The sequence below is a fragment of the Spiroplasma endosymbiont of Nomada ruficornis genome (assembly GCF_964030795.1).
In the GTDB taxonomy this organism is placed as follows: domain Bacteria; phylum Bacillota_I; class Bacilli_A; order Mycoplasmatales; family VBWQ01; genus Spiroplasma_E; species Spiroplasma_E ixodetis_A.
In genome coordinates this window covers 530,671-552,228 of the sequence record NZ_OZ034962.1, presented here as the reverse complement: position 1 = coordinate 552,228, position 21,558 = coordinate 530,671, and the positions used below count along the sequence as shown (strand labels likewise).

General features: G+C 22.8%; 23 protein-coding genes. 18 read left to right on the top strand and 5 right to left on the bottom strand.

Annotated features, from left to right (window positions below; genetic code table 4):
* Positions 1-8 precede the first annotated feature (8 nt).
* From AAHM79_RS03310 to AAHM79_RS03235, 16 genes are all read left to right on the top strand, one after another.
* Positions 9-215, top strand: coding sequence for a hypothetical protein (locus AAHM79_RS03310; protein WP_342257316.1), 207 nt, complete (start codon positions 9-11; stop codon positions 213-215).
* Positions 216-276: 61 nt separating this feature from the next.
* Positions 277-501 carry a hypothetical protein gene (locus AAHM79_RS03305; protein ID WP_342257317.1) on the top strand — a complete coding sequence of 75 codons (225 nt, stop codon included), beginning with the start codon at positions 277-279 and terminating at the stop codon, positions 499-501.
* Entirely contained in the window at positions 440-934 is a 495-nt protein-coding gene (locus AAHM79_RS03300; RefSeq protein WP_342257411.1) for a hypothetical protein, read from the top strand. The genes AAHM79_RS03305 and AAHM79_RS03300 overlap by 62 nt, the downstream gene beginning before the upstream one ends.
* Before the next feature lie 70 nt (positions 935-1,004).
* Complete coding sequence (locus tag AAHM79_RS03295) at positions 1,005-1,148, top strand: hypothetical protein (protein ID WP_338957559.1); 144 nt, start codon at positions 1,005-1,007, stop codon at positions 1,146-1,148.
* Positions 1,141-1,416 carry a hypothetical protein gene (locus AAHM79_RS03290; protein WP_338957557.1) on the top strand — a complete coding sequence of 92 codons (276 nt, stop codon included), beginning with the start codon at positions 1,141-1,143 and terminating at the stop codon, positions 1,414-1,416. Before AAHM79_RS03295 ends, AAHM79_RS03290 begins: the two co-directional genes overlap by 8 nt.
* Positions 1,385-1,657 carry a hypothetical protein gene (locus AAHM79_RS03285; RefSeq protein WP_342257221.1) on the top strand — a complete coding sequence of 91 codons (273 nt, stop codon included), beginning with the start codon at positions 1,385-1,387 and terminating at the stop codon, positions 1,655-1,657. The genes AAHM79_RS03290 and AAHM79_RS03285 overlap by 32 nt, the downstream gene beginning before the upstream one ends.
* A 115-nt stretch (positions 1,658-1,772) precedes the next feature.
* Positions 1,773-2,156 (top strand): hypothetical protein, encoded by a 384-nt coding sequence (locus AAHM79_RS03280; RefSeq protein WP_342257220.1) that lies wholly within the window; start codon positions 1,773-1,775, stop codon positions 2,154-2,156.
* A gap of 15 nt (positions 2,157-2,171) precedes the next feature.
* Entirely contained in the window at positions 2,172-2,330 is a 159-nt protein-coding gene (locus AAHM79_RS03275) for a hypothetical protein (RefSeq protein ID WP_338957552.1), read from the top strand.
* A 34-nt stretch (positions 2,331-2,364) separates the two neighbouring features.
* Positions 2,365-2,556, top strand: a complete 192-nt coding sequence (locus AAHM79_RS03270; RefSeq protein ID WP_342257320.1) for a hypothetical protein — start codon at positions 2,365-2,367, stop codon at positions 2,554-2,556.
* Positions 2,557-2,572: 16 nt separating this feature from the next.
* Positions 2,573-2,950, top strand: coding sequence for a hypothetical protein (locus AAHM79_RS03265; RefSeq protein WP_342257219.1), 378 nt, complete (start codon positions 2,573-2,575; stop codon positions 2,948-2,950).
* Between the two features lie 18 nt (positions 2,951-2,968).
* The gene (locus AAHM79_RS03260) at positions 2,969-4,153 is read left to right on the top strand and encodes a hypothetical protein (RefSeq protein WP_338958609.1); all 1,185 of its coding nucleotides are present in this window, start codon (positions 2,969-2,971) and stop codon (positions 4,151-4,153) included.
* Between the two features lie 11 nt (positions 4,154-4,164).
* On the top strand, positions 4,165-5,862 hold the full coding sequence (locus tag AAHM79_RS03255) for a hypothetical protein (protein ID WP_342257321.1): 1,698 nt from the start codon (positions 4,165-4,167) through the stop codon (positions 5,860-5,862).
* A gap of 3 nt (positions 5,863-5,865) precedes the next feature.
* Positions 5,866-7,758 carry a hypothetical protein gene (locus tag AAHM79_RS03250; protein WP_342257209.1) on the top strand — a complete coding sequence of 631 codons (1,893 nt, stop codon included), beginning with the start codon at positions 5,866-5,868 and terminating at the stop codon, positions 7,756-7,758.
* Between the two features lie 4 nt (positions 7,759-7,762).
* Positions 7,763-7,885, top strand: a complete 123-nt coding sequence (locus AAHM79_RS03245; RefSeq protein ID WP_338957828.1) for a hypothetical protein — start codon at positions 7,763-7,765, stop codon at positions 7,883-7,885.
* Between the two features lie 13 nt (positions 7,886-7,898).
* Positions 7,899-9,137 (top strand): hypothetical protein, encoded by a 1,239-nt coding sequence (locus AAHM79_RS03240; RefSeq protein ID WP_342257210.1) that lies wholly within the window; start codon positions 7,899-7,901, stop codon positions 9,135-9,137.
* The gene (locus tag AAHM79_RS03235) at positions 9,088-11,112 is read left to right on the top strand and encodes a hypothetical protein (RefSeq protein WP_342257322.1); all 2,025 of its coding nucleotides are present in this window, start codon (positions 9,088-9,090) and stop codon (positions 11,110-11,112) included. The genes AAHM79_RS03240 and AAHM79_RS03235 overlap by 50 nt, the downstream gene beginning before the upstream one ends.
* On the opposite strand, the gene AAHM79_RS03230 is transcribed toward AAHM79_RS03235, so the two are convergent.
* Positions 11,109-11,387, bottom strand: coding sequence for a hypothetical protein (locus AAHM79_RS03230; RefSeq protein ID WP_342257212.1), 279 nt, complete (start codon positions 11,385-11,387; stop codon positions 11,109-11,111). The genes AAHM79_RS03235 and AAHM79_RS03230 overlap by 4 nt on opposite strands.
* 150 nt (positions 11,388-11,537) lie before the next feature.
* Positions 11,538-13,244, bottom strand: coding sequence for a hypothetical protein (locus AAHM79_RS03225; RefSeq protein WP_338958622.1), 1,707 nt, complete (start codon positions 13,242-13,244; stop codon positions 11,538-11,540).
* A gap of 73 nt (positions 13,245-13,317) precedes the next feature.
* Between AAHM79_RS03225 and AAHM79_RS03220 the strand changes: the two genes are divergently transcribed.
* Together AAHM79_RS03220 and AAHM79_RS03215 are read left to right on the top strand one after the other, a co-directional pair.
* Positions 13,318-14,478 carry an Mbov_0401 family ICE element transposase-like protein gene (locus AAHM79_RS03220; protein WP_338957526.1) on the top strand — a complete coding sequence of 387 codons (1,161 nt, stop codon included), beginning with the start codon at positions 13,318-13,320 and terminating at the stop codon, positions 14,476-14,478.
* 120 nt (positions 14,479-14,598) lie between these two features.
* Positions 14,599-15,549, top strand: a complete 951-nt coding sequence (locus AAHM79_RS03215; RefSeq protein ID WP_342257214.1) for an IS30 family transposase — start codon at positions 14,599-14,601, stop codon at positions 15,547-15,549.
* A 774-nt stretch (positions 15,550-16,323) separates the two neighbouring features.
* Here the strand turns inward: AAHM79_RS03215 and uvrC are convergent.
* The 3 genes from uvrC to AAHM79_RS03200 form a co-directional block, all read right to left on the bottom strand.
* The gene (gene uvrC, locus AAHM79_RS03210; RefSeq protein ID WP_342258121.1) at positions 16,324-18,093 is read right to left on the bottom strand and encodes an excinuclease ABC subunit UvrC; all 1,770 of its coding nucleotides are present in this window, start codon (positions 18,091-18,093) and stop codon (positions 16,324-16,326) included.
* Positions 18,094-18,197: 104 nt separating this feature from the next.
* Positions 18,198-19,298: a hypothetical protein gene (locus AAHM79_RS03205; protein WP_342258120.1), complete on the bottom strand. Its 1,101-nt coding sequence runs from the start codon at positions 19,296-19,298 to the stop codon at positions 18,198-18,200.
* 325 nt (positions 19,299-19,623) lie between these two features.
* Complete coding sequence (locus AAHM79_RS03200; protein WP_342258119.1) at positions 19,624-21,393, bottom strand: ribonuclease J; 1,770 nt, start codon at positions 21,391-21,393, stop codon at positions 19,624-19,626.
* Positions 21,394-21,558: the final 165 nt, after the last annotated feature.

Here is a 21,558-nt window from a genome sequence, read left to right as displayed (position 1 = left end):
TTCTTTGCATGCATGGAGAAATATATTCTCCAAAAACCTTGTATAAAATAAAAAAATTGAAAAAAATAATTTACCAAGATAGAGATATTGATAGTGAAGATTTTAAGAAAAGATATGAATATCTTTTAAAAAAATTAGGTGATGGTGATAATCAAATTATTTGAATAAATTTCTTAATAAAGCAAGAAAGAAATAATAGAAAGGAGAATAAATAATGAATAAAGAAGTATGTTGTGAAGATTGTTGTGTATGTGATAAAAAACATGATTTATTTACTTGCGAAAAAAACTGCTGAGAAATGTATGTGAACATTGTTATCAAGGTGATAAAGAACATAGAAATAAAGTTGATGAAATTAATAAATCAAGACATAAAAATTGTATTAATAAAGAAAGATTTATGCAATATCTTAAAAACACATATCGCTTAAACGGATATTATGAAGAAGTTTATAAACCAATTAAAACCAGAATTAAAGACCGGTGATTTGATAATGACTAATTATTTACTTTCAATTGACCCAAGTATTAAAAATACTGGATTTACTTTATGAAAAAAAGTTTATTTACATGATAAATATGATTTTTTAAATTGAAAACCAATATTTGTTAAAAGTTATAATTTAAAAGAATATGATGGACAAAGAAAATTTTATTGAGATATAAAAGTTAATGATAATGAATTGGATTTAATTATTGAACGTGGTACTTTTAATTCAAAAAATGGTATTGGTTATGAAACTCAAGAACATTTACGTGGTTTTATTGCAGGACAATTTAATAAATTATTAACAAAAGATATGTTAATAAGTCCAAGTGAATGAAAGAAATGATATGAACGTTATGACCCACCTATTTTTTGATTAAGACCTTGAGATAAAGAACTAAGTATATATGTTGCTGAAGAAATTATTAAAGAAATAATTGAAATATAAAAATATCAAATCATGATGAAGCAGATAGTTTATTAATTGGTTGATATTATTTAAATAAGGAGAATAAATAATGAATAAAGAAAAATTACTTAAATATATGAAAGATATAATTAAATGAACTAAAAAAATTAATTATACAAACTCTGATTTGGACAAAAATATTTTAAATTTATTAATTGAAAAAATAGAAAAAGGTGAATTTGATAATGACTAAATTAACAGATTTATTTGGTCAAGATAAAATAGAAATATTTTCACCAAATCCCAAAGATTTAACAGATAGTAATGATATAAAAGCAATTATTTTATGAAAATATCCTAATGTTATTGCTGAATATTTAGTTGTTTCTCAACCACATGCAAATACTGCTATTTTAGTTGGTGATAACGTTCACTATACAGGTTGAGTTGAAGTGTTTATTAAACCAAAAAATGAAGGAGTAAATGAAAATGCCAAATGACACGAATGTACAATCAAATAACTATACTTTATTAAAAATAATAAGAATTGGAATAAGTCCATTATCAGCAATGATTGGTACAAGTGCTTATTATGGTCAAATTATTGGTAATCCAGTATTAGGAAGTATTAATGCTTTATTATTTAGTAAAAAGTTAGGAATTGATATATGAAACTTAAATCAAATGCCAAGTACTAAAAAGAAAATATTAAATTCAAGTAAAAAAAATATTATTAGGTTTAGGAACTATTGGTTTAATTAATTATGCAAAATTTACAAAAATCAATCCTAATCCTGAACCACCACCTTGATTAACAACTACTACCACAGAAACACCACCATGACCATTATTATTAACTAATGATAATAAACAACAAATGGATTGAGATACATATATTAGTTTAAGTACTTATGGTATATCAAATCTAATTGGTGGGTTAAGTGAACTAATACCTAATAGATTTGAAGTAATAAGAAAAATATGTAATATGGCAACTAGTGGATGTCTAATTTCAAGTGGTGTAGCTATGGGTATAAATAATGATTTTAATAATGCTTATGCAGTACCAACAATAGTTGCTGGTGCAAGTGAAATTATACATAATTTATTACCTATGGAAACTACAAATTATAATCAAGAAATGCAAGAAACATCATTTACAAATGAAACAAGAAGATTAATTAATAGTGATGCTATTAGTAATAATAGTGGAAGTAGTGATGTTTTATATGAAAGACCAACTACATATGATAGTTTATAAAGGAGATGATAACTAATGAATAAAGAAAAATTGATTGAATATTATAACAATGAAATTCAGACATATAAAGAAAGAATGGAACAATTAAATAAAGAAATATCTTTATTGGTAACTATTATAAGTAATTCAAAATCAATGATTGAAAGAATTAATAATGGTCAATTTGACGAATAATTAAAAATAAATAATTGAAAGGAAATAATTGAAAATGAAAGAATTTTTACATGAATTAATTATTATTGGAACAAGTGTAGGAACATTAATTTGTAGAGAATTAATTGTTTGATTGAAAAGATTTATTACAACTCCAAAACATATTAGAAGAAATAATAAAGTGATGAAACATCAAAAAAAATTAGCAAAACTTAATGAAAAAATTAATGGAAAAGAAAATAAATAATAAAGGTGTGATTTAAATGTTAGAAAATGAAACTAATGTTGAACAAAATACTGAACCTTTAATTGAAAATAATAATTTACAACAAGAGCAAGAAATTAAGATTGTTGAATTAGAAAATAAGTTAAATAAACTTAATCAAGAAATTAAAGAAAAAGAAATAATTAATATATTTAAAAAATATCAAGTTAAAAAAGAATTTTATGAATTTTTAAAATTTAAAACAAGTAATATAGAAAATTCAAAAATTGAAGAAACTATTAAAAAAATGATTAAAGAACAACCACTATTTAAAGAACCAATTAATACAGGTGGTAAACAAGAAACAATATTAACAAATCAAGAAACTTCAATAAAAAGTAGTTTATTAGATTATAAAAAGAAAAATAATTTATAAAAGAAAGGAAAATTTAAAATGCCAAATCCAGTGCCATTTAAACAAAATTTAGATAATACTACAAAATTAGTAGAAACACCTGAATTTATAGAATTTTATAAACAATCAAATAGTCCATGAGCAAGTTTTTTTCCAATTGAAATGGTTAATTCTACAAAAATTGAATTTATAGTTAAAAAACCAAAAGACCCAACATTCAAAATACTTCATTGAAATGATAAAAGTAAAGGATTAGAAGTTGGTTATGTTGATACTGATAAAATTATTAAAGAAATTACAAAAGAAGCTAGTACAGGAGAAATGATTGGTGAAGTTGATTTATTTGCAGATAATGGGCAAAATTTACTAGAAAGTATGCAATATGAAGTTGCTAATGATTTAGCAGATTATTTAGCAAATAATGATACAAATACAATTGCTAAATCTGCCAAAAAAGTAATCATTACTGATACAACACCAGTAGGATATTTAAAATCAATGTTATCAGCATGAAATACTTTATTTCAATTAAGAAATAGTAATAATTGTAAATTTTTTATAACAAATAGTCTTTATGATACTTTAGTTTATTTAGCAGATAATAAAGGTTTAATTACTGATAATCAACTAGCACAACAATTAAGATTAAATGGAACAAATTTATATATTAAAGGTGTATTATGTCAAATTGTTATGGATGATTATATGACATTTAAAAATACTGAAAATAAAAATCAAATTATGAATTTTGTTTTAGCAACACCAAAAGCAATGAAAAGATATATGTTACAACAAACTAGTATATATGTTGAAGATATTAAAGATGGTAAAGTTCCAAAAAGATATTTAGTTGGTGGACAAGTAACAGGAGAATCTATTCCTTATATGTCAAACTCAGAAACAGAATCAAGATGAATGTTATGTGGTATTGTTAATAAAAAATATTTAAGTGAAGAAATTACAACATTAACAACTAATATTACTGCTGATACTACTAAAAAGAATAAATTATTAGATACAACAATTAAAAATACAACTGAACTAAATAATTTAAATCCAAATTTAACAACTCCAATTATTAATTATTTTAGTGATGCCCAAGGTCAAGTGGATGTAAGTAATCAAAACCAAAAAGCAGGAGATTTATATGTAGTAATCACTACTAATGACACTGATAAAAATTATCAAGGTTCAACAAATCCTATAAAAATAACTCTTAAATAAGGATAATTATTATGCCAATTGGTACAACTAGTACAGCAATACTTTTAAACATAAATAAACCAAAACATACTAGAACAAGTCAACAACAAGAACATAAAAGTTGATGATGAGAAATTTTAGAAATGATTGGTGTACAAGTAATAGCAGTAGCACTTGCTCCTTTTACTGGTGGATTAAGTGAAAGTTTAGCACTTGGTTTAGGTGCAAGTGATTTACTTGCTAGTATTAGTGCTGTTGGTGTAGAGTTTTTAACTGATTTTACTATTAATCAAGTTTATGATTATTTAAAAGGAAATGTTACACCATTAAATACTTTTTTTAATATATTACCTGCATTTGCTGGACTTAATAGAATTAGTCGTGGTTATCGTACAACTAAATTTATTAGTTTAGCAGAAAAAACTAAAACATTAGAACAAATTGGCATTAAAAAAGCAAAAAATTTACAAGAAATCATTAGTCAAGTAAGTGGAAAAGAAATTTTAACAGATAAAATTATTGGAAATAAACGTTATTTATTTAATTATAACCATGCTCCAAATCGCGAAACAATAATACAAAATTTAGGTTTTGTTGCTGAAAGACAATATAAAAATAATTTTGCAAAATTAGAAGTACAAGAATTAAAAAATTATTTATTATTACAAAATGAATTAATAAAGTTAAGTCCACAGTTAACTCCTAAATTTAAAATTAAAGATATTGATAAAGCAAACAATTTTTTACAAAAATATAATACTGATTTAAAAGAAGTATTAAAAATGAACCAACATGACTGATTAAATTTAGTTCATACAATACATGCAGAAAATAGATATGGAAAATCTTTAATTTTAGATTTACAAAAAATTCGTGCTAATGCAATTAAATTTAATTTTAAAAATAGTTCAATTCATAAATTAGTATTAAAAGCAAATCAAACTTTTAAATATTTTGATATTAAATTTTATTTTAAAAAAGGTTTAAATAAATTTTGAAAAGATACTTCATATTTTGAAAAAATAAGAATAAATATTTATAAATTACAAGAGAAATTCGAAAAATTAGAAAAACAAGCATTTGAAAAAATTAATAAATTAAAAGAAAAAACAATTGATGTATTTACAAGTGCTGAAAAGAAAGCAATTAAACATGCACAATTAATTCCATTAAATTCACCAGTATTTATGGCTTGTAAAATTCAACCTTTATCATTAGATAAATGTGGAATTACTATTTATCATCGTAATCCTAAATATAAACCAATTGTAGTTATTGATAGTATTATCAAAGCAGAAACTTTTGTTATTCAAATACATCCATTTCATTGATATAGATGATATAGCGGTTGATATATTGGATATGGAGTTAGTCAAAATAAATGATTAAAAAGTATTGCTTTTGCTCTACCAGTTGTACAACAAATGATTAAAGATAGTTTTAAAATTTATAGGCAAATATTAAGGACAATTAGAACTTATCATAAAGTAGTTAATGTTATTAATAATCCTATTGATAATGTCAATAAATCATTTAAAAGGGTGGGTTTAAAATTATCAGTTAATACTGTATTTGGTACTGGATTGTTAAGACATTTAGAAAAATTTGCATATAATCAAGTTGTAAAAAAAGGAAATAAAAAATTACAAAAAGAAATTATACATATATCACATAGAAAAACTAAATCAAAAACCAAACGTTATAAAAAAGCATTTTTTAAGGAATGATAAAATATGATTAATAAACTTTGAACTGGTGTCAGTTTAGAAAATTATAATAACTGATATCCATTAACTGGAACAATTACAGAAACACCACGACAATATATAAATACATGACCAAATGTTGATGATTGATTTAAAACATTTGCTATTCGTGCTCAAAATGATATTAATGCTTATCTTGATTTTATTTTATCTAAATTTCCTTTTGATAGTTTTAAAGATGAATTAATTAAAGAAACTTTAAGAGATATGGTTTATGTTATGGTTGAACATTGAGTATTTAATCGTACACCAATTGAATTTAATGTTGATGCTACTATTCAATTTAATAATGGTAATCAATTTAGTGCAAGTAGTACTCCTACGATTAATATTTGAGATTTAGCACCTAGTAGAATGAAAATATGAGCAAGATTAACAGAATTAAAACAAATATTTTCAAATTATAATAATGATGAAATAGATGTTGAAAAAATTGACTTAAAAGCATTTTATACTAGAAACCAAGTTAATGAATTAATTCAAGAACAAAAAGAATTTACATTATCAAAGCAAATAAAATTATATGATGATACCATTAATGGTAATAAAAATGAAACATATAGGGGACCAGTTACAAATTTAATAAATAAAGGTTATGTTGCAACAGAATATGACTCAAAAACTGAAACTATGATTTTAGATTGACCTAATGAAATTGGAACATTACCACCTGATGTTTTACAAAACAATCCACAAATTGGTGATTATACACATGCACCAACTTGTGATTTTTCTGCTAAACAACAAAAACGAATTACTACAAATGAAAATGAAATTACCAAATTAAATAGTGAATTAATTAAAACAAACGAAAATATTAATGATGTTAAAAATAATTGATTTAATATTGAAACTAGTCCCTTATGAAAAAAAGTTGAAAATAATAATATAGAAATATTTAAATGATATTTTATTAAAATCAGTTATCAATATTCAACAGAAAATAACTTTATGAAATTTTATAAAGTAATTAAAATTTATTTAAATAATGTTTTTAACGAATTTGAATTGTTAAATGTTGATTCCATGACTTATGGAGAACAAATACAAAATAAAAATATTTTAAATATTGGAACTATTTACTATAACAATAAAAAGAAACAATTTAGTGGTGGTGGTAATTCTTATCCTGAACTTGGAAAAATTAATTTAATTGGTGATATAGAAGAAATATATCAATATCAAGGAATAGATACACCAACTGAATTTATAGCAGAAGAAAATACTGAACATGATTATTATACAAAACTAGAAACAAATCAATTATTAGATAAAAAACAAGATAAGTTAATTGCTGGTGAAAATATTAAAATTGATGAAAATAATAAAATTAGTGCTACTTGCGGGAAAACTGATTTAACTGATTATTATAAAAAAGAAGAAGTAGATAAAAAATTAGACAATAAAATGGATAAAGACCAATTCAAATATGCTTTTTCTATAAATACTATTGGTACTGAAATTCCTAATTTAGAAACTACTGATAAAACTGTTGCTGGTGCTATTAATGAAATTATCAAAAAACAACCACAACCAATTCCAATTCCTCCAAGTAGTTCAATTTGAAAAGAAGTAGGAATAAGAGAAAAAAATAAATGAGATAATTGACAAATTACTTATGATTTTATAGTTAATAAAAGATATAAAGTTTATTATTCTTGAAATATATATAATAATGTTTTTGCAATTAAAGAATTTATTATAACTAATACAAAAATAGCAGGTGTACCAATAGAAGTTTTTAACAATAATACTAATGTCTTAGTTTTATCAGTACAACACTCAAAATTTATTACTATTTATTCTTTAAAAGGTAGCGATAAAGGTAATACATGAAAAGTAGAAGAATTACAGGAATAAAATTATGATTTGAAAAATTATAAAAATTATTTTAAGTTTAATTGGAGTTTTATTATCTTCTGCTGTTGCTGGTTTAATTATATTTATTATAGTAAAAATTGTCTTAAAAATTAATCAAATATTTTAGAAAGGAGAAAAAAATGAAACCTTTTTGACCAAGAAAAGATAAAACAAATATTAATAATAATGAAGAAAAATCTAAATTAATTTTTTTAGAAAATAAAAGTACACACACTTCTATTTTAAGTTATTTTGGTTTTAATGATTTTAATCATGAGACTTATTTTACTGATTTTGTTGCTGAAAATAATGCTAATTTATATAATGCTCCATTGGATATTAATAATGAAACTATTAAACAATATTTAATTAAACAAGAATTTTATAGAAAGAATTGAAATTCTATTTTTAAATTAAGCAAATTAGGAATTAGTGGTTATTTAATTTATATTGCTAATGATGATTTTTATTTTCAAGTAGTAGATATACAGCAAAGAATTTATGATATTACTGGTAAATTAATTCAATGTACTATTTTTTATGATAGTTATCAACAAAATGCACAAACAGTAAGATTATTTGAAGTTTATAAATTAAATAATGAACAAGTAACTATTAATCGTGCAATTTATAGTATTAGTGATAATAAAAAACAATTTCCTTTACCTTTTAAAGAATATAGTAATAATCCTAATTTAGAACAAGAACAAACATTAAATATTAATTATATTCCAATAGCAATTATGAGAAATAAAGCAAATGAGTTAGCAGATTGTAATAAAGTAATGGATAAAATTAAAGCATTAGATGTTATTTATGAACAAATTGTTTTAGATACTATTTTAAATTCACCAAAGTTTATTTTTGACCAAACTTATGGTAATGCTAAATCTACAATGGATGAAGCCGTAAGAACATTAGTTACTAACAACTATATTTGAAAAACTACTGGTGATAATAATGAAAAAAGTGAAAATATTAATATGACAAGTAGTAATTTTAAAGGTAAAAATTTAACTGATATATATGATTGAAATATTAATGAAATATTTAAACGTTGTGGTATTCATATACCAAGTCAAAAGAAATCAGCACAACAATCGGTTCCCGAAAGTACAGCGGTAAATATTTCAACTATTAATTATATTGAACAAAAATTATGACAATTTAATATTGATATTCTTAAATTTATTCAAATATTAGTACGTTTAGATAAAGATTTATTAAATAGTAAAACATTTAATATTAATGATGAACAAGAAATTAATAACTTAACAGTTAAATTAAAATTATTTAATCCAGAAAATAACCAATTAATAGGAGAAAACAATGGAAAACAACAACAAACCACAAACGAAGTTTCCACAGAAACAAACTAAACTTAATCAAGCAGAAATAGAAAATGATTATTTAATTGATAATATTCCTTATGATTTTACTAATATGATGAGTGCTACTAGTGACCCTGATATTAATAGAGCATACGATGAATTTAAAAAAAGAAAAATTTATATTTATGAAATTGAACGTTTATTTAAAAATAATGAAAATAATAGTTTAAGATTTTCAGCAAATACTATTAAAATAGGTTTTATTGATATTGATAAAGTATTAAAAACTACTGCTGTTGAAACATCTGATTTTACTATGCAATTAAATCAAAGAGCAAGTACTAATATTAATGACAATACAATTGAATATAGTATGACTAATATTAAAAATTTAATATTTCAAGAAATAAATTTATTAAATCAATTTAAGTTATATGCAGTTAGTATAAATGAACCATTAACTGAAAATAATATTGATAATTTATATATTATTAATAATTATTCAGAACCTTATCAAAATCCAAAAACTAGAAGTACTAAAAGTATTACTATTATTAAAATTAAAGACTTTAAAACAAGAGATGGTTATCCAATTATTATTAAATTACAAAAACCACTAGATAAAGACACCAAAGTTATTGGTTTAAAAATTAAAGCACCTAGAAGCATGATTTTTGGCAATATAAAGGTACTTGGTGAAGTCGACAATATGGAGGTATACCCAAAGTTATTTGTCAAAGATAAGATAGCATTTCCGCTATTATCAATGCCTATTGAAACTCAACCAAAAGTTAGAATATTACAACAATGATTTAGTGAACAAATATTACCTTGAAATTTAGCAAAACAATTTATAGGACAAGAAAAATCAGTTTTAGATTTAATTGCTATTGGTGGTGGTAGAGAAACAAGAAAAGAAATTATTAATAATGCAAGAGTAACTAATGATAAAATTGGTTATGATGTTTCTAAAAATTCAAAAGTATGACCATTATCTGATGAACTAGAATTAAAAGATAAAAAATTAGAGTCATGATTTTTAGTAAGTGACTATAATTTATTTATTTCTACAACAAATAAATTTCATGATGTTGAACTAGAAATAAAAGATAGACCACCAATTGATAGTTTACAAAAAGTATTATTAGATATGTTAACTTATACATATACTTATAATAGAAACTTTGATGGTGCATCATTAAGTAATGTTTTAAAAGAAATGAATGATTTAGATAAAATTCGTGCTAAGTTTGAAGGACAAAAACCAAATGAAGTTATTACTAATTTATTTAAACAATGAGAATTAGATTATCCTAACTATACAAATTTACCAAAAGTTAAAATATTAAAACAAATAGTTATAATGCTATCAAAAAATATTTATTCAACCATGTCTATTAATAACGGTTTAAATGATGACTATAAATTATTATTACCTTATTATTTTGAATTAAAATCAAATCCTATACATTCTACACCTGATAAGATTTGAGAATTTAAAGATATAAAAGTAGTATTAAAATCTGCATATTTTGATTTTACAGATATCAATAACATTAAACTAAAAAACAATGACATTAGTCAAAATGAATTATTGAAATTAGATGATAATCAATTTAACTGACTATCCATAACTAATGAATTAGAAAGCAATAATATACCATCATTAATTCCGGCAGATTGAACATTAGGTAATGGTGAATATGGAAAATATTTTACAAGATTAATTATTAATAAAAATAAAACCGAAAATGCTTTAAATTTATATGGTTCAAATAAATCACAATTATTTTCTAAATTAGAATTTTATAAAGAAGTTTTACAAATTGACAATAATAGTGAATTTGAATTACAAATTGAAAATCCAATTAATAACTTAAATCGAATTGAAGTTAGCGGACTATTTGGTGCTGGTAATTATGATTTAATTTTAGTAACAAATAAACAAGAAATAAATTTAAATAATATTAATTTATTTGATAAATATAATGAAAATATTTCTTATATAAATTTAGAAATTTAATTATCAAAATATCCATCTGGATAAATACCATCTCATTTTACTGCATCATCAGTTAATTTATTTGATGCTCAGTAAAGAGTAATTTTATGTTTATTACTTACTGGTCTTGCTCAAATAGTTGCCCCCCAGTGTGCTTCATGGTCGTAATCATAAAAATATGTTAATTGATTATTTTTATTATATGAAACTATTCCTAAGATTAAACCGGTAACACCAGTTATTACAGCAAATGATAATGATATTTTTTGAAAATTTGTTTTTATTCATATTTTCATAATAAATATCTCCTTTTTTCCTTGATTTTACTTTTAAATTGTACTATTTTTGATTATTTTTACAAGTATGCTTTTAAAAGCAAAATAACGCCTAAATTAAAGGTGTTTATTTTTTGATACCTATAATATTAATTGTATTGCGCTTATTTATTATATTGCAAATGTGAAGATACTTTTTTTTACAGTAGCATTATTTTTACCCCTAATTACATTTTTATATGGATATAATGCATAAAATAATGCATCATAAGGGTCTTGATACATATTTTTGTCAGGAATGTTAGTTTTGGTTTGGTCATAACGTAATTCTTCTAAACATTGAGTTGTTTTTGGTAAATCATCTTTATTTGCATAAAAGTTTCCATAACTCATAATATTTCTCATTCAAACTACTCTATTAGTTAATCCGGCTTCTTGATTTAAATTTGAAGCATGTTTAATAGCGGTTTGTGTTATTAAAATAGTATTGTGTTCATCAATTAATTTTTGATTTAATCAATCCATTGCTGTTCTTGCTTTATCATCATAAAAATAAATTGCTTGTTCAAAATTTTCAAAATTATCCATTAATCCTAAAATTTCATTAACATAAGCATTAATTTTTTCATTTTCATTTATAAAATCATTTGGAGTAACTACTAATTCACAAATAATATAAGCATCATAATAACCAGTATTATTATATTCTTTAAAACCAACTACCATAAATACAGTATGGTCTTTTGGTCCCGTAGCTCAATCAATACCAACACTATAAAAATCAAATTTATACATTTCTTTTTCTTGATTATAAAATTGTTTTAAATCATATGATTGTCAATATTTTACTGTTTTTTGAAATGGGAAAATTGTTGCATCGCTATCTAAAAATTCAAAACCATAATAAACAGTATTATATTCATCTGGATTACTTTTTTCCATTTCTAATAATGTTCTTTGTTGAATGTCAGGTAATTTATTTCAAAATGGTTGAATAGTAAATCTTAAAACAAATAAACCTAAACCACTAAACATATCTTTATTTTCATAATAAACTTTACCAACTTTTTTAAGATTTTTCATGACTTCATCATTTAATGGTAAAAATGGTGTACAGTATTTTAAATAAAATGGATGATATTTATCATAAGGATTACATGTAAAAGTAATGAAAAAACTTTTATAAAAATAACGAGTAATCTTTTGTCCAAAGGTAGAACTATATATATTTTTATCAATAAATGTTCAACTTCACTCTTTAATAGGTTTATTTGATACTTTAATACGATTACTTCTAAACATAGAGTTTTGTAAACGTTCATATCGATATGTTAATTGTTTTTCAGTTAATGTTTCTTTTTCTTCTGCCATAATAATTTCATCTGTTCTTGAACCTAAAAAACTTGACCCACCTGCTTCTTTTCCAAAAATCTTATTACCATTAGCATAACCAATAAAGTCAATTTGTTGATTACTTGGAAAGATAATACATCCCCCATCCTTAGTAATTTTTCATTTAATGCCATGTGGATTATTAGGTAATAAATTAATATTATATGTATCTAATAAAACTTGACAAACATTCATTAAAGCACCAATTGTAGTTTCACTATGAGTATTTTCATATCTTCTTACTTCTTGAACACTACTATCTCTAAAATTACAACATATAAATAAATCAAATGCTAAACAGTTTCAAGTTTTTCTTGTTCCACGTGCTGTTGGAACAAAACGATAAAAACAATTAGTAGTAAAATATTCTGCTCATTCATCACCAACAAATTCTTTAAAAATATCTCAACTAAAACCATAATTATTATCACTAAAATTAAGATTATATTTTTTATTTAATTGTCCATAACTACTAATAAAAGCCATATTTACTCCTTATTTTTAAAAAAAAATTAAACTTAAATTATTAACAAACAAAAATTAGAAAGGAACATTAAAAATGTTTATATTACCATTCGCAAATCATTTTGATTGAGACAAACATGATTTTAATCAAGATGAATTAAGTTTAAAACAAACAGAAGAATTATTTGCAAAAATAGATGATTATTTATGAAGTATATGTGATAAATCTGAATATAAATCATATAGATTTAGACAACGAAAATTAAAAGCAAAAAAAGGTTTATTAACTTATAAGCGACGTATTTGTACACATTATAACACAAAAACACAAAAAATGGAGTACGTATCATTATTAGATAATTATCTTGGTGTTAAAAAATATAGTAAACTTGCACCTAACGTTATTAAACAAATTTTAAAATATTTTGCTGATGGTAAAAAGTATCGTGATGTTTGTGATACTTTTATTGAAGATTTAATAAGTAATAGTACAGTTTGTAGAACATATCAAAAATTTGAATTACCAAAAGCAAATATTCCCAAAATACCATTACAACCAAATCAAAATTTATATGTAAATATTGATGATGGTCATCGAAAATTTAAGTTTAATGAAAAACACAATACTAAAAATTGTAAAAAATGTTCGATGAGATTAATAGTAATGTGTACTGGTAAAAAGAAAAATGGAAAATTAATTAATAAAAGAGCTGTATGTAAAATAAGAGTTTCAAAAACAGAAATTGGTGCTGAAAAAACCGCAAAATTAATAGAAAAATATGGTAATTTATTTTTTGAAAACTTTGACCAAGCAAATTTAATAGTTTGTGGAGATAGTGCAAAATGAATTAGAAAAACTGCTACAATTTTAAATGCTAAATTTATTTTAGATAAATTTCATGCTTTTCATGTTTTATTTCTTGGTATAATGGCAGGAAGAAGAAAAAATCAAATTGCTAAATTACACTATCAAAATGCAATAAATTTATTTGCCAAAGGTCAATATTATGAATTAATTGATTTTTTACAATCATTAACTTTACAATATAAAAAATTAAAAGTTGGTTATTTTATTAATGCAAAAGATGGTGTATTAAACCAAGCATTAGTTGAAAATATTGGTTGCTTTACTGAAACTAATATTAAACAAATTTTAAAGCATATGATTGGTGATAGAACTTATAACATTGATATGTATACAAAAATGGTTAATTTTAAATGTTATCAAATAAATACAATTATCCAGTTATTATAAATTAAAACTTAAATTTGCTGAATTATACTTGTAAGTGCAAGTAAATAAAATTGCAAAAAATTCTCATATAAAAATTTCATAATGCTAAATTTAGTTTAGAAAAAAGTAAGGAGTTTTTATATGAGTTATAAACATCTTGGCATAGATGAAAGGATTTATATTGAGAATCAATTGAAATTTAAATTTAAAATTAGTGAAATAGCTAAAAATCTTAATCGAAGTATTAGTACTATTATTCGAGAAATTAATAGAAATAAAGATAATAATCATGATTTTTCATTAATTGCACAAAATAAAGCTGAAAATCGAAAACAATCACATATTAGTTTTCATAAGTTTAAAAATAAGAATTTAGTAAAATATGTACAACAAAAATTACTATTAGGTTGATCATCTGAACAAATTTATGGCAGAATTAAAAATTTTCATAAAGAGTGAGTTATTAGTTTTAAAACAATTTATACTTGAATTTATTTTGGAATGCTTGATAAAGTTACTAGTAAAAATTTAAGAAGAAAAGGTAAAAAACGAAAATCTAAAGAAAATCGTGGCAAGTTTAATGGTAAATCAATTAAAGAACGAGATATAAATGTTAATGATCGTATAACACTTGGTCATTGAGAAGGAGATACTATAGTATCATCACGAGGTAAAAGCAAATCATGTTTAATAACTTTAGTTGAAAGAGTATCACGATTTACTTTAGCAATATTAGTTAAAAACAGAACTACTAAAGTTATTAATAAAAATGTCAGTTATTATTTATCAATTCTTCCTAAAAACATTGTTAAAACTATTACTTTTGATCGTGGCAAAGAATTTTCAAATTGACAACAACTTGAAAAAAATTTAGATGTAAAAATTTATTTTGCCAATCCATATTCACCTTGACAAAGAGGTACTAATGAAAATACTAATGGTTTAATTAGAGAAAAATTTCCTAAAAAATTTATTTTTTCAAAAACTAATAAAAATGAAGTTCATAAATTTATATTGTCTTTAAATCAAAGACCGAGAAAAATACTAAATTATCTTTCACCAATCGAATATTTGGATAGAAAAATAATTTAGTTGCACTTACCTTTACAATTTAGCAAATAAATAAAAATAAAATAAAACTTATTAAAGAAAACTTTAATAAGAATTTTTGAGTTATAAAAGTAAGTATTATTGTTGACTAATATTTTTGAAGTGTTAAGATTAACTTACAATTGCATATTGAAGTCTAAATTATTCTCGTCTAAACTTATAATTTAAAGACAAATTTGAATATTATTGACAACATCGGTACGCTCCCAAAGATTTTATTAATATTATCAAGTTTGGAAAAGAAAAGTATTCATTATTACATATAGCAGTATTAAATGATTGACAAAAATTAGTAACTTATTTAATAAATGAATGACCAGTTGATATTGATTATAAAGATAATTCAGGAAATTCGGCATGAAATCATGCTTGTATGTTATTACAATCAAAAAATACTTTGACTATTAAAAAGAACATCAATTAACTTATAAAAATAAAGTATTTATAAAACAATTAATTCCTTCATCTCCAAATTGAAATCCAATTGAAAAAAAAGAAATTAATAAAAATGCCAGTGAAAATAGAAAAAAAATTATTGACTATTATATGCCAAAAGATAAAAATAGTATTGAAAATTGAGAACATATTAGTAGTATCGATTTACAAATGCAAAATTCTTTCACAAACGAAAGCAATACCTTAAAATTTTCAATATCTTAAAACATTAAGATATTTTTTATCTAATTTTTGATATTTTTACATTAGTAACTTAGATAAATATCTTATTTACGTTATTATTTATTTCTTAATAATATATTATTCAAAACTATGTAATTCTTTTCATAGTTTTTCTAAAATTACTTTTGATTTAACTAATGATGAAAGTTCTGTTTTTGTAGCATTTTGCAATAATTGTCAAGTTGGAAATTGCTGTAATATTTTATTTTGTAATTGTAAACCAATTCCTGGTACTGATGATAAAACACTACTTATCATTGATTGACTTCGTTTTGTTTTATGATATTTAATTGCATAATTATGAACTTGATCTTGTAATTTACTCAAAAATAAAAAACAAGCATCAGTTTTAGGAATATTAATAATTTGCATTTTATCATTTATAATTTTATCAGTTTGATGTTTTTTATTTTTAACTAATCCAATAATAGGAATTGTTAAGTTTAATAATGTTAGTTGTTCTAATGTAGCACTAATTTGTGGTTTTCCACCATCAACAATAATTAAATCAGGAAGTGGCAATTTATTAATAACTAAGTGATGATATCTACGATAAATCATTTCACAAAAACGATGATAATCATCAATAATTTTTGGATCTAATAAAAATTTGCGATAATCATTAAAACTAGGATTACCATTCTTATAAACAATCATACCGCCAACACTAGCACTTTGTTGAAGATTAGAAACATCAAAAACCTCTAAATGATTTCAATTAGGAATTTTTAATCATTGTGATAATACTTTCATCATATTTAACGGTGCATTAAATTGATTAGTTTGTAAATAATTATTTCATGCGTAAATGGCATTGGTTTTTGCCAATGTTAAAATATGTTCTTTTGTTCCTTTAATTGGATTAATAAATTTTATTTGTGGAAATAATAATTTTAATTGTTTTAAATCAATATTTGATGGTAAATATATTTCATTTGGCAATGTATTTTTACTATATAGTTGTTGACAATAATTACGAATTAAATCTTGAATTTCTAAGTAATTATTTTGAACTATTTGTTCATCTTTAGCTTGCAATTTACCATTACGATAAAATAAAGTAATTAAAACAACCATTTCATCTTCAATTAAAAAATTAATAAAATCGCGATTTCCATAATCTTGAAATTCAACAACTTGTTGTGATAAAAATAAATCTATTTTTGATAACAAAATTTTAATACGATTAGCATTTTCAAATTGTAAGTTTTCAACACTAATATTCATATTATTAATTAATATTTTTTTAACAGCAGTAACATTCCCTTTGAAAAATTGATCAATTTTACTAATCATATCTTCATAATAAGTAATAGGTACCGATTTAAAACAAGCACCAGAACATTGCTGTAAATGATAATATAAACAAGGTTTACCAAGATTACCAGCACATTTTCGTAATGGAAAAATTCGTTCCAATAACTTTAAAATTTCACGCGCACCAGTACCATCGGGAAATGGTCCATAATAATGTCCCTCTTTTTTAGTAGCACTACGTACATAACGATATTGTGGATCACGATTATTAGTAATTTGAATATAAGGATATTTTTTATCATCTGCTAACAAAATATTATATTTAGGATGATGTTTTTTAATCAATGTTTGTTCTAAAATTAAAGCCTCTTTTTCATTAGATGTCGTAATGTATTCAACATCATGAATATCATTAACTAATAACATTGTTTTAAAATTACTGGCTTTATTTAAATATGAAGTTACTCGTTTTTTTAATGAATTAGCTTTACCAACATAAATTAAATTATTATGTATATCTTTAAATAAATAACATCCAGCAATATGAGGTAAAAGTTTAATTTTCATTTGTAGTAAAGATTTTTCTGCCATTAGTTCACCTAAATTTATTAACAAATTAAAAGATACTTTGATTTTAACATTAATATAATGTTTTATCCTAAAGTAAATTCTTAATTTTATTCATTATTAATTACTTATGATTCGTTATTAATAATAGTTTCGTTATCATTAAGAATTTCACGATTTAAAATACTATCTTCTAAACTTTTTTTAACTACCAGAGTACCTTTGCTATTACTCATTACATCTTTTTGTTTTTCAGGGTCAATTTTACCAAAAGGAGTTAAATAACTATTTTCATTAAAATAAACAATAGGCGAAGAAGGTTTATTGATAATGTCACTATTATCATTTTGTTTTATTTCATTTTGTTTTATTTCATTTTGTTTTATTTCTGCTTTTTTTACTGGTGATATAGGCGGTTCCTTCTTTGATTCCTTATTAAAACTATTTTCTTTTCTAAAAGATTTTTTAACTTGTTTATCAATTAATAATTTTTCTTTTTTTAACTTAATATGTTTTTGTTTTAAATCAGCATTTATTTTATTTTTTTGCTTTTTATTTTTATTATTAATAATAATTTGTTTAATAATTTGTTTCATTTTGCTAAAGAAAATAAAAGGTTTATTAAAAATAAATAAACAAGTTAAAGAAAAAATACTAATAAAGTTTGCAATTAAATTAGTAACAAAAAAACCATAATTAAAAATACCTATTAAAACATTACTAATAATGCCACCAGTAGCATATGCTGGAAAAAAGGTTTCAACACTAAAATCTTTAAAAGAAATTGGTGAAGCAAAAAAACCTAGATAATTATTTATACCATTTGTATTTCATCATGTTTTAACGTATATTTTACTAATATTTAATAGGTTTAAATTATAATAACTAGTTCATAAATTATTCTTTCCTAAAATTATTAAAGTTAAAGTTTGCGTCGTCCAACAACTAATCACTAAAAATAAAAAATAAACAAAAATATACTTCAATTTAAATTGCATGCGATAACCAAAAGCTAAAGGAATAATCATTAAAAAAAGAAAGAAATAAACAGCATATTTCATTCACCCAAATAAAAAAGAAAAAAGAAAATCATCAAGTACTTTACCAATTATTGAAAATCTAGTTAAACTAACCATTAGGAAAAAGAAGATTACTAATAAGAAAAAAAGTAATCCAACTTCATCACCACGAGATTGAGATTTTGATATTTTAATGCCATTTTTAATCATAAGAACATCACCTCTTAATATTCTCCACAAAATAACTTATAAAAAGAGTATAACATAATTGATATATGTAATATCTTTCTATAATCGATTTTTGATTTATTATTGCAAAAAACAATATTAATTTTTTAATACTTTTATCATAAAAAATGTATTATTTAAATTTCATATTCATTATTTTCTAGATTTTAAAAATTTAAAATAAATCATTTTTCTTATTTATATTTATTTAACAATTAATTTATATGCTGAATTATACTTGCACTTACAAGTATAATTCAGCTATGAAAAATTATATAAGTTAAGGTTAATGATAATATCATTAACCTTAAATTTCATTAACAACTGTTAAAATCATAGGTAACTTACCAGTTTCTTTTTTAATATAATCTTGTAAGTCATTTTTCATTTTAGTCTTAACTTCACTAAGACTAAAAGCATTATTAGTTTTATATTTTTCAATAACATTAATAATAATGTTTTGCAATTTTTTCAACATTTCTTCATTATTAGTTAAATAAACAACACCACGCATTTGTGCATCAATTAAAGAAACAATTTCTTTAGTTTTACGATTTATTGTCACTCCTGTAATTAAAATACCATCACGTTGTAATTGTTTTCTTTCACTAATAACAATGGAACCAATATCACCAACACCAATACCATCTACATATACATCACCAGTTTTTATTAAGTTATCTGTTGTTTTATTAGTAGCATTTTTATCATTAAAACGAGAAGGACGTGCAACATACTGTTTAACAAAATTATCAATTAATTTACCATTTTCAAAAGTAATAACTTCACCATTATCATGAATTAAAGCATTGTTATGTAATACACCAGCATCAATGGCTGCTGCTTGTGCTGCTACAAAATCTTTATATAAACCTTTAACTGGCAAAAAATATTTTGGTTCAATAATATTAACCATTAACTTAATATCTTCATAAGAAGCATTTAAACTTCAAGCTTGTTTTTCTGATATATTAATAACTTTAACATCAGTACGTGCTAAGTCATCTAATAAGTCTGCATGAGCCAATTCATTTCCTGGAATTGGTGGAGTTGCTAAAATTATTGTATCTTGGGATTCAAGTTTTAAATAATCATCATTACCAATAGCAATTTTATTCATTCTAGTAAATAAACGCTCACCACTACCAGTAACAATAATTACTGTATCTTTAGTACCAATTGTTTGTGCTAAATTAATAATTTGTGATTTATCAATATTGAAAGCGTTTAAATCATTAACTTTTAATAAAATATCATATAAAGTTGCACCATAAACTGCAATTTTACGTTTAGAGTCAGTTTCTTTAATAGCATTAAGAATTTCACTAACACGATATAAATCTTGATCATAACATGCAAGAATAACCCTTCCTGGTGCTTCTTTTAATACTGGCTCAATAATAGTTTGAATTTTATGCTTAGGAGCTGTAAAAGCTTTTCTATTGGCACATGTTGCTTCACTAATTAATAATAAAACATCATTTTTAGAAACACTAGCTAAATGTTGAATATCAGTAGTAAAATCACTACGATGTTCACCATCAAAAATATAATCACCCGTATAAACAATTGTTTCATTTAATTTAATATTTTCACCATTATTTACAGTTAGAACAAAACCTAAACTACCTGGAATTGAAGTAGTTGTTTTAAATGTTTTAACAACAACATTACCAAATGATACTTTTTGTTCGGGTTCAATAGTTTTAATTATAATTTCATTTTGATTAATAAAACGAAAACGTTCTAATTTCTGCTTAATCATAAAATCAGTTAGTTTACTAGTAAAGATTGGAACTTTATACTCGGGTTTTATTTTATTAAAGTCTTTTAAAATATAAGGTAGTGCTCCAAAAGCATCATCAGATGGTTTTGAAATAAATATACCTTGAATACGATGTTTATTTTCTTTTAAATATGTATAATCTGGAATAATAATATCAATTCCTAAAATTTCTCTTTCTGGGAGTCTAATGCCGGCATCAAATACAAATATCTTATCATTTACTTCAACAACATATAAGTTTTTACCACGTTCATCTAATCCACCCAGAGCAAATACTTTTATCTTTGCCATGTTTTCACCAGTTTTCTACTTTCTTTATTTTTATTTTATAAAATTTAATATCTTAGAAGAACATAAAAATTAAAACTTTAACTTAAATTCCCAAGATGCTGCTATATTATGTTATTAGTATTTTAACACTAATTTAATAATAAAACTGTAATTAATTTTCATTAA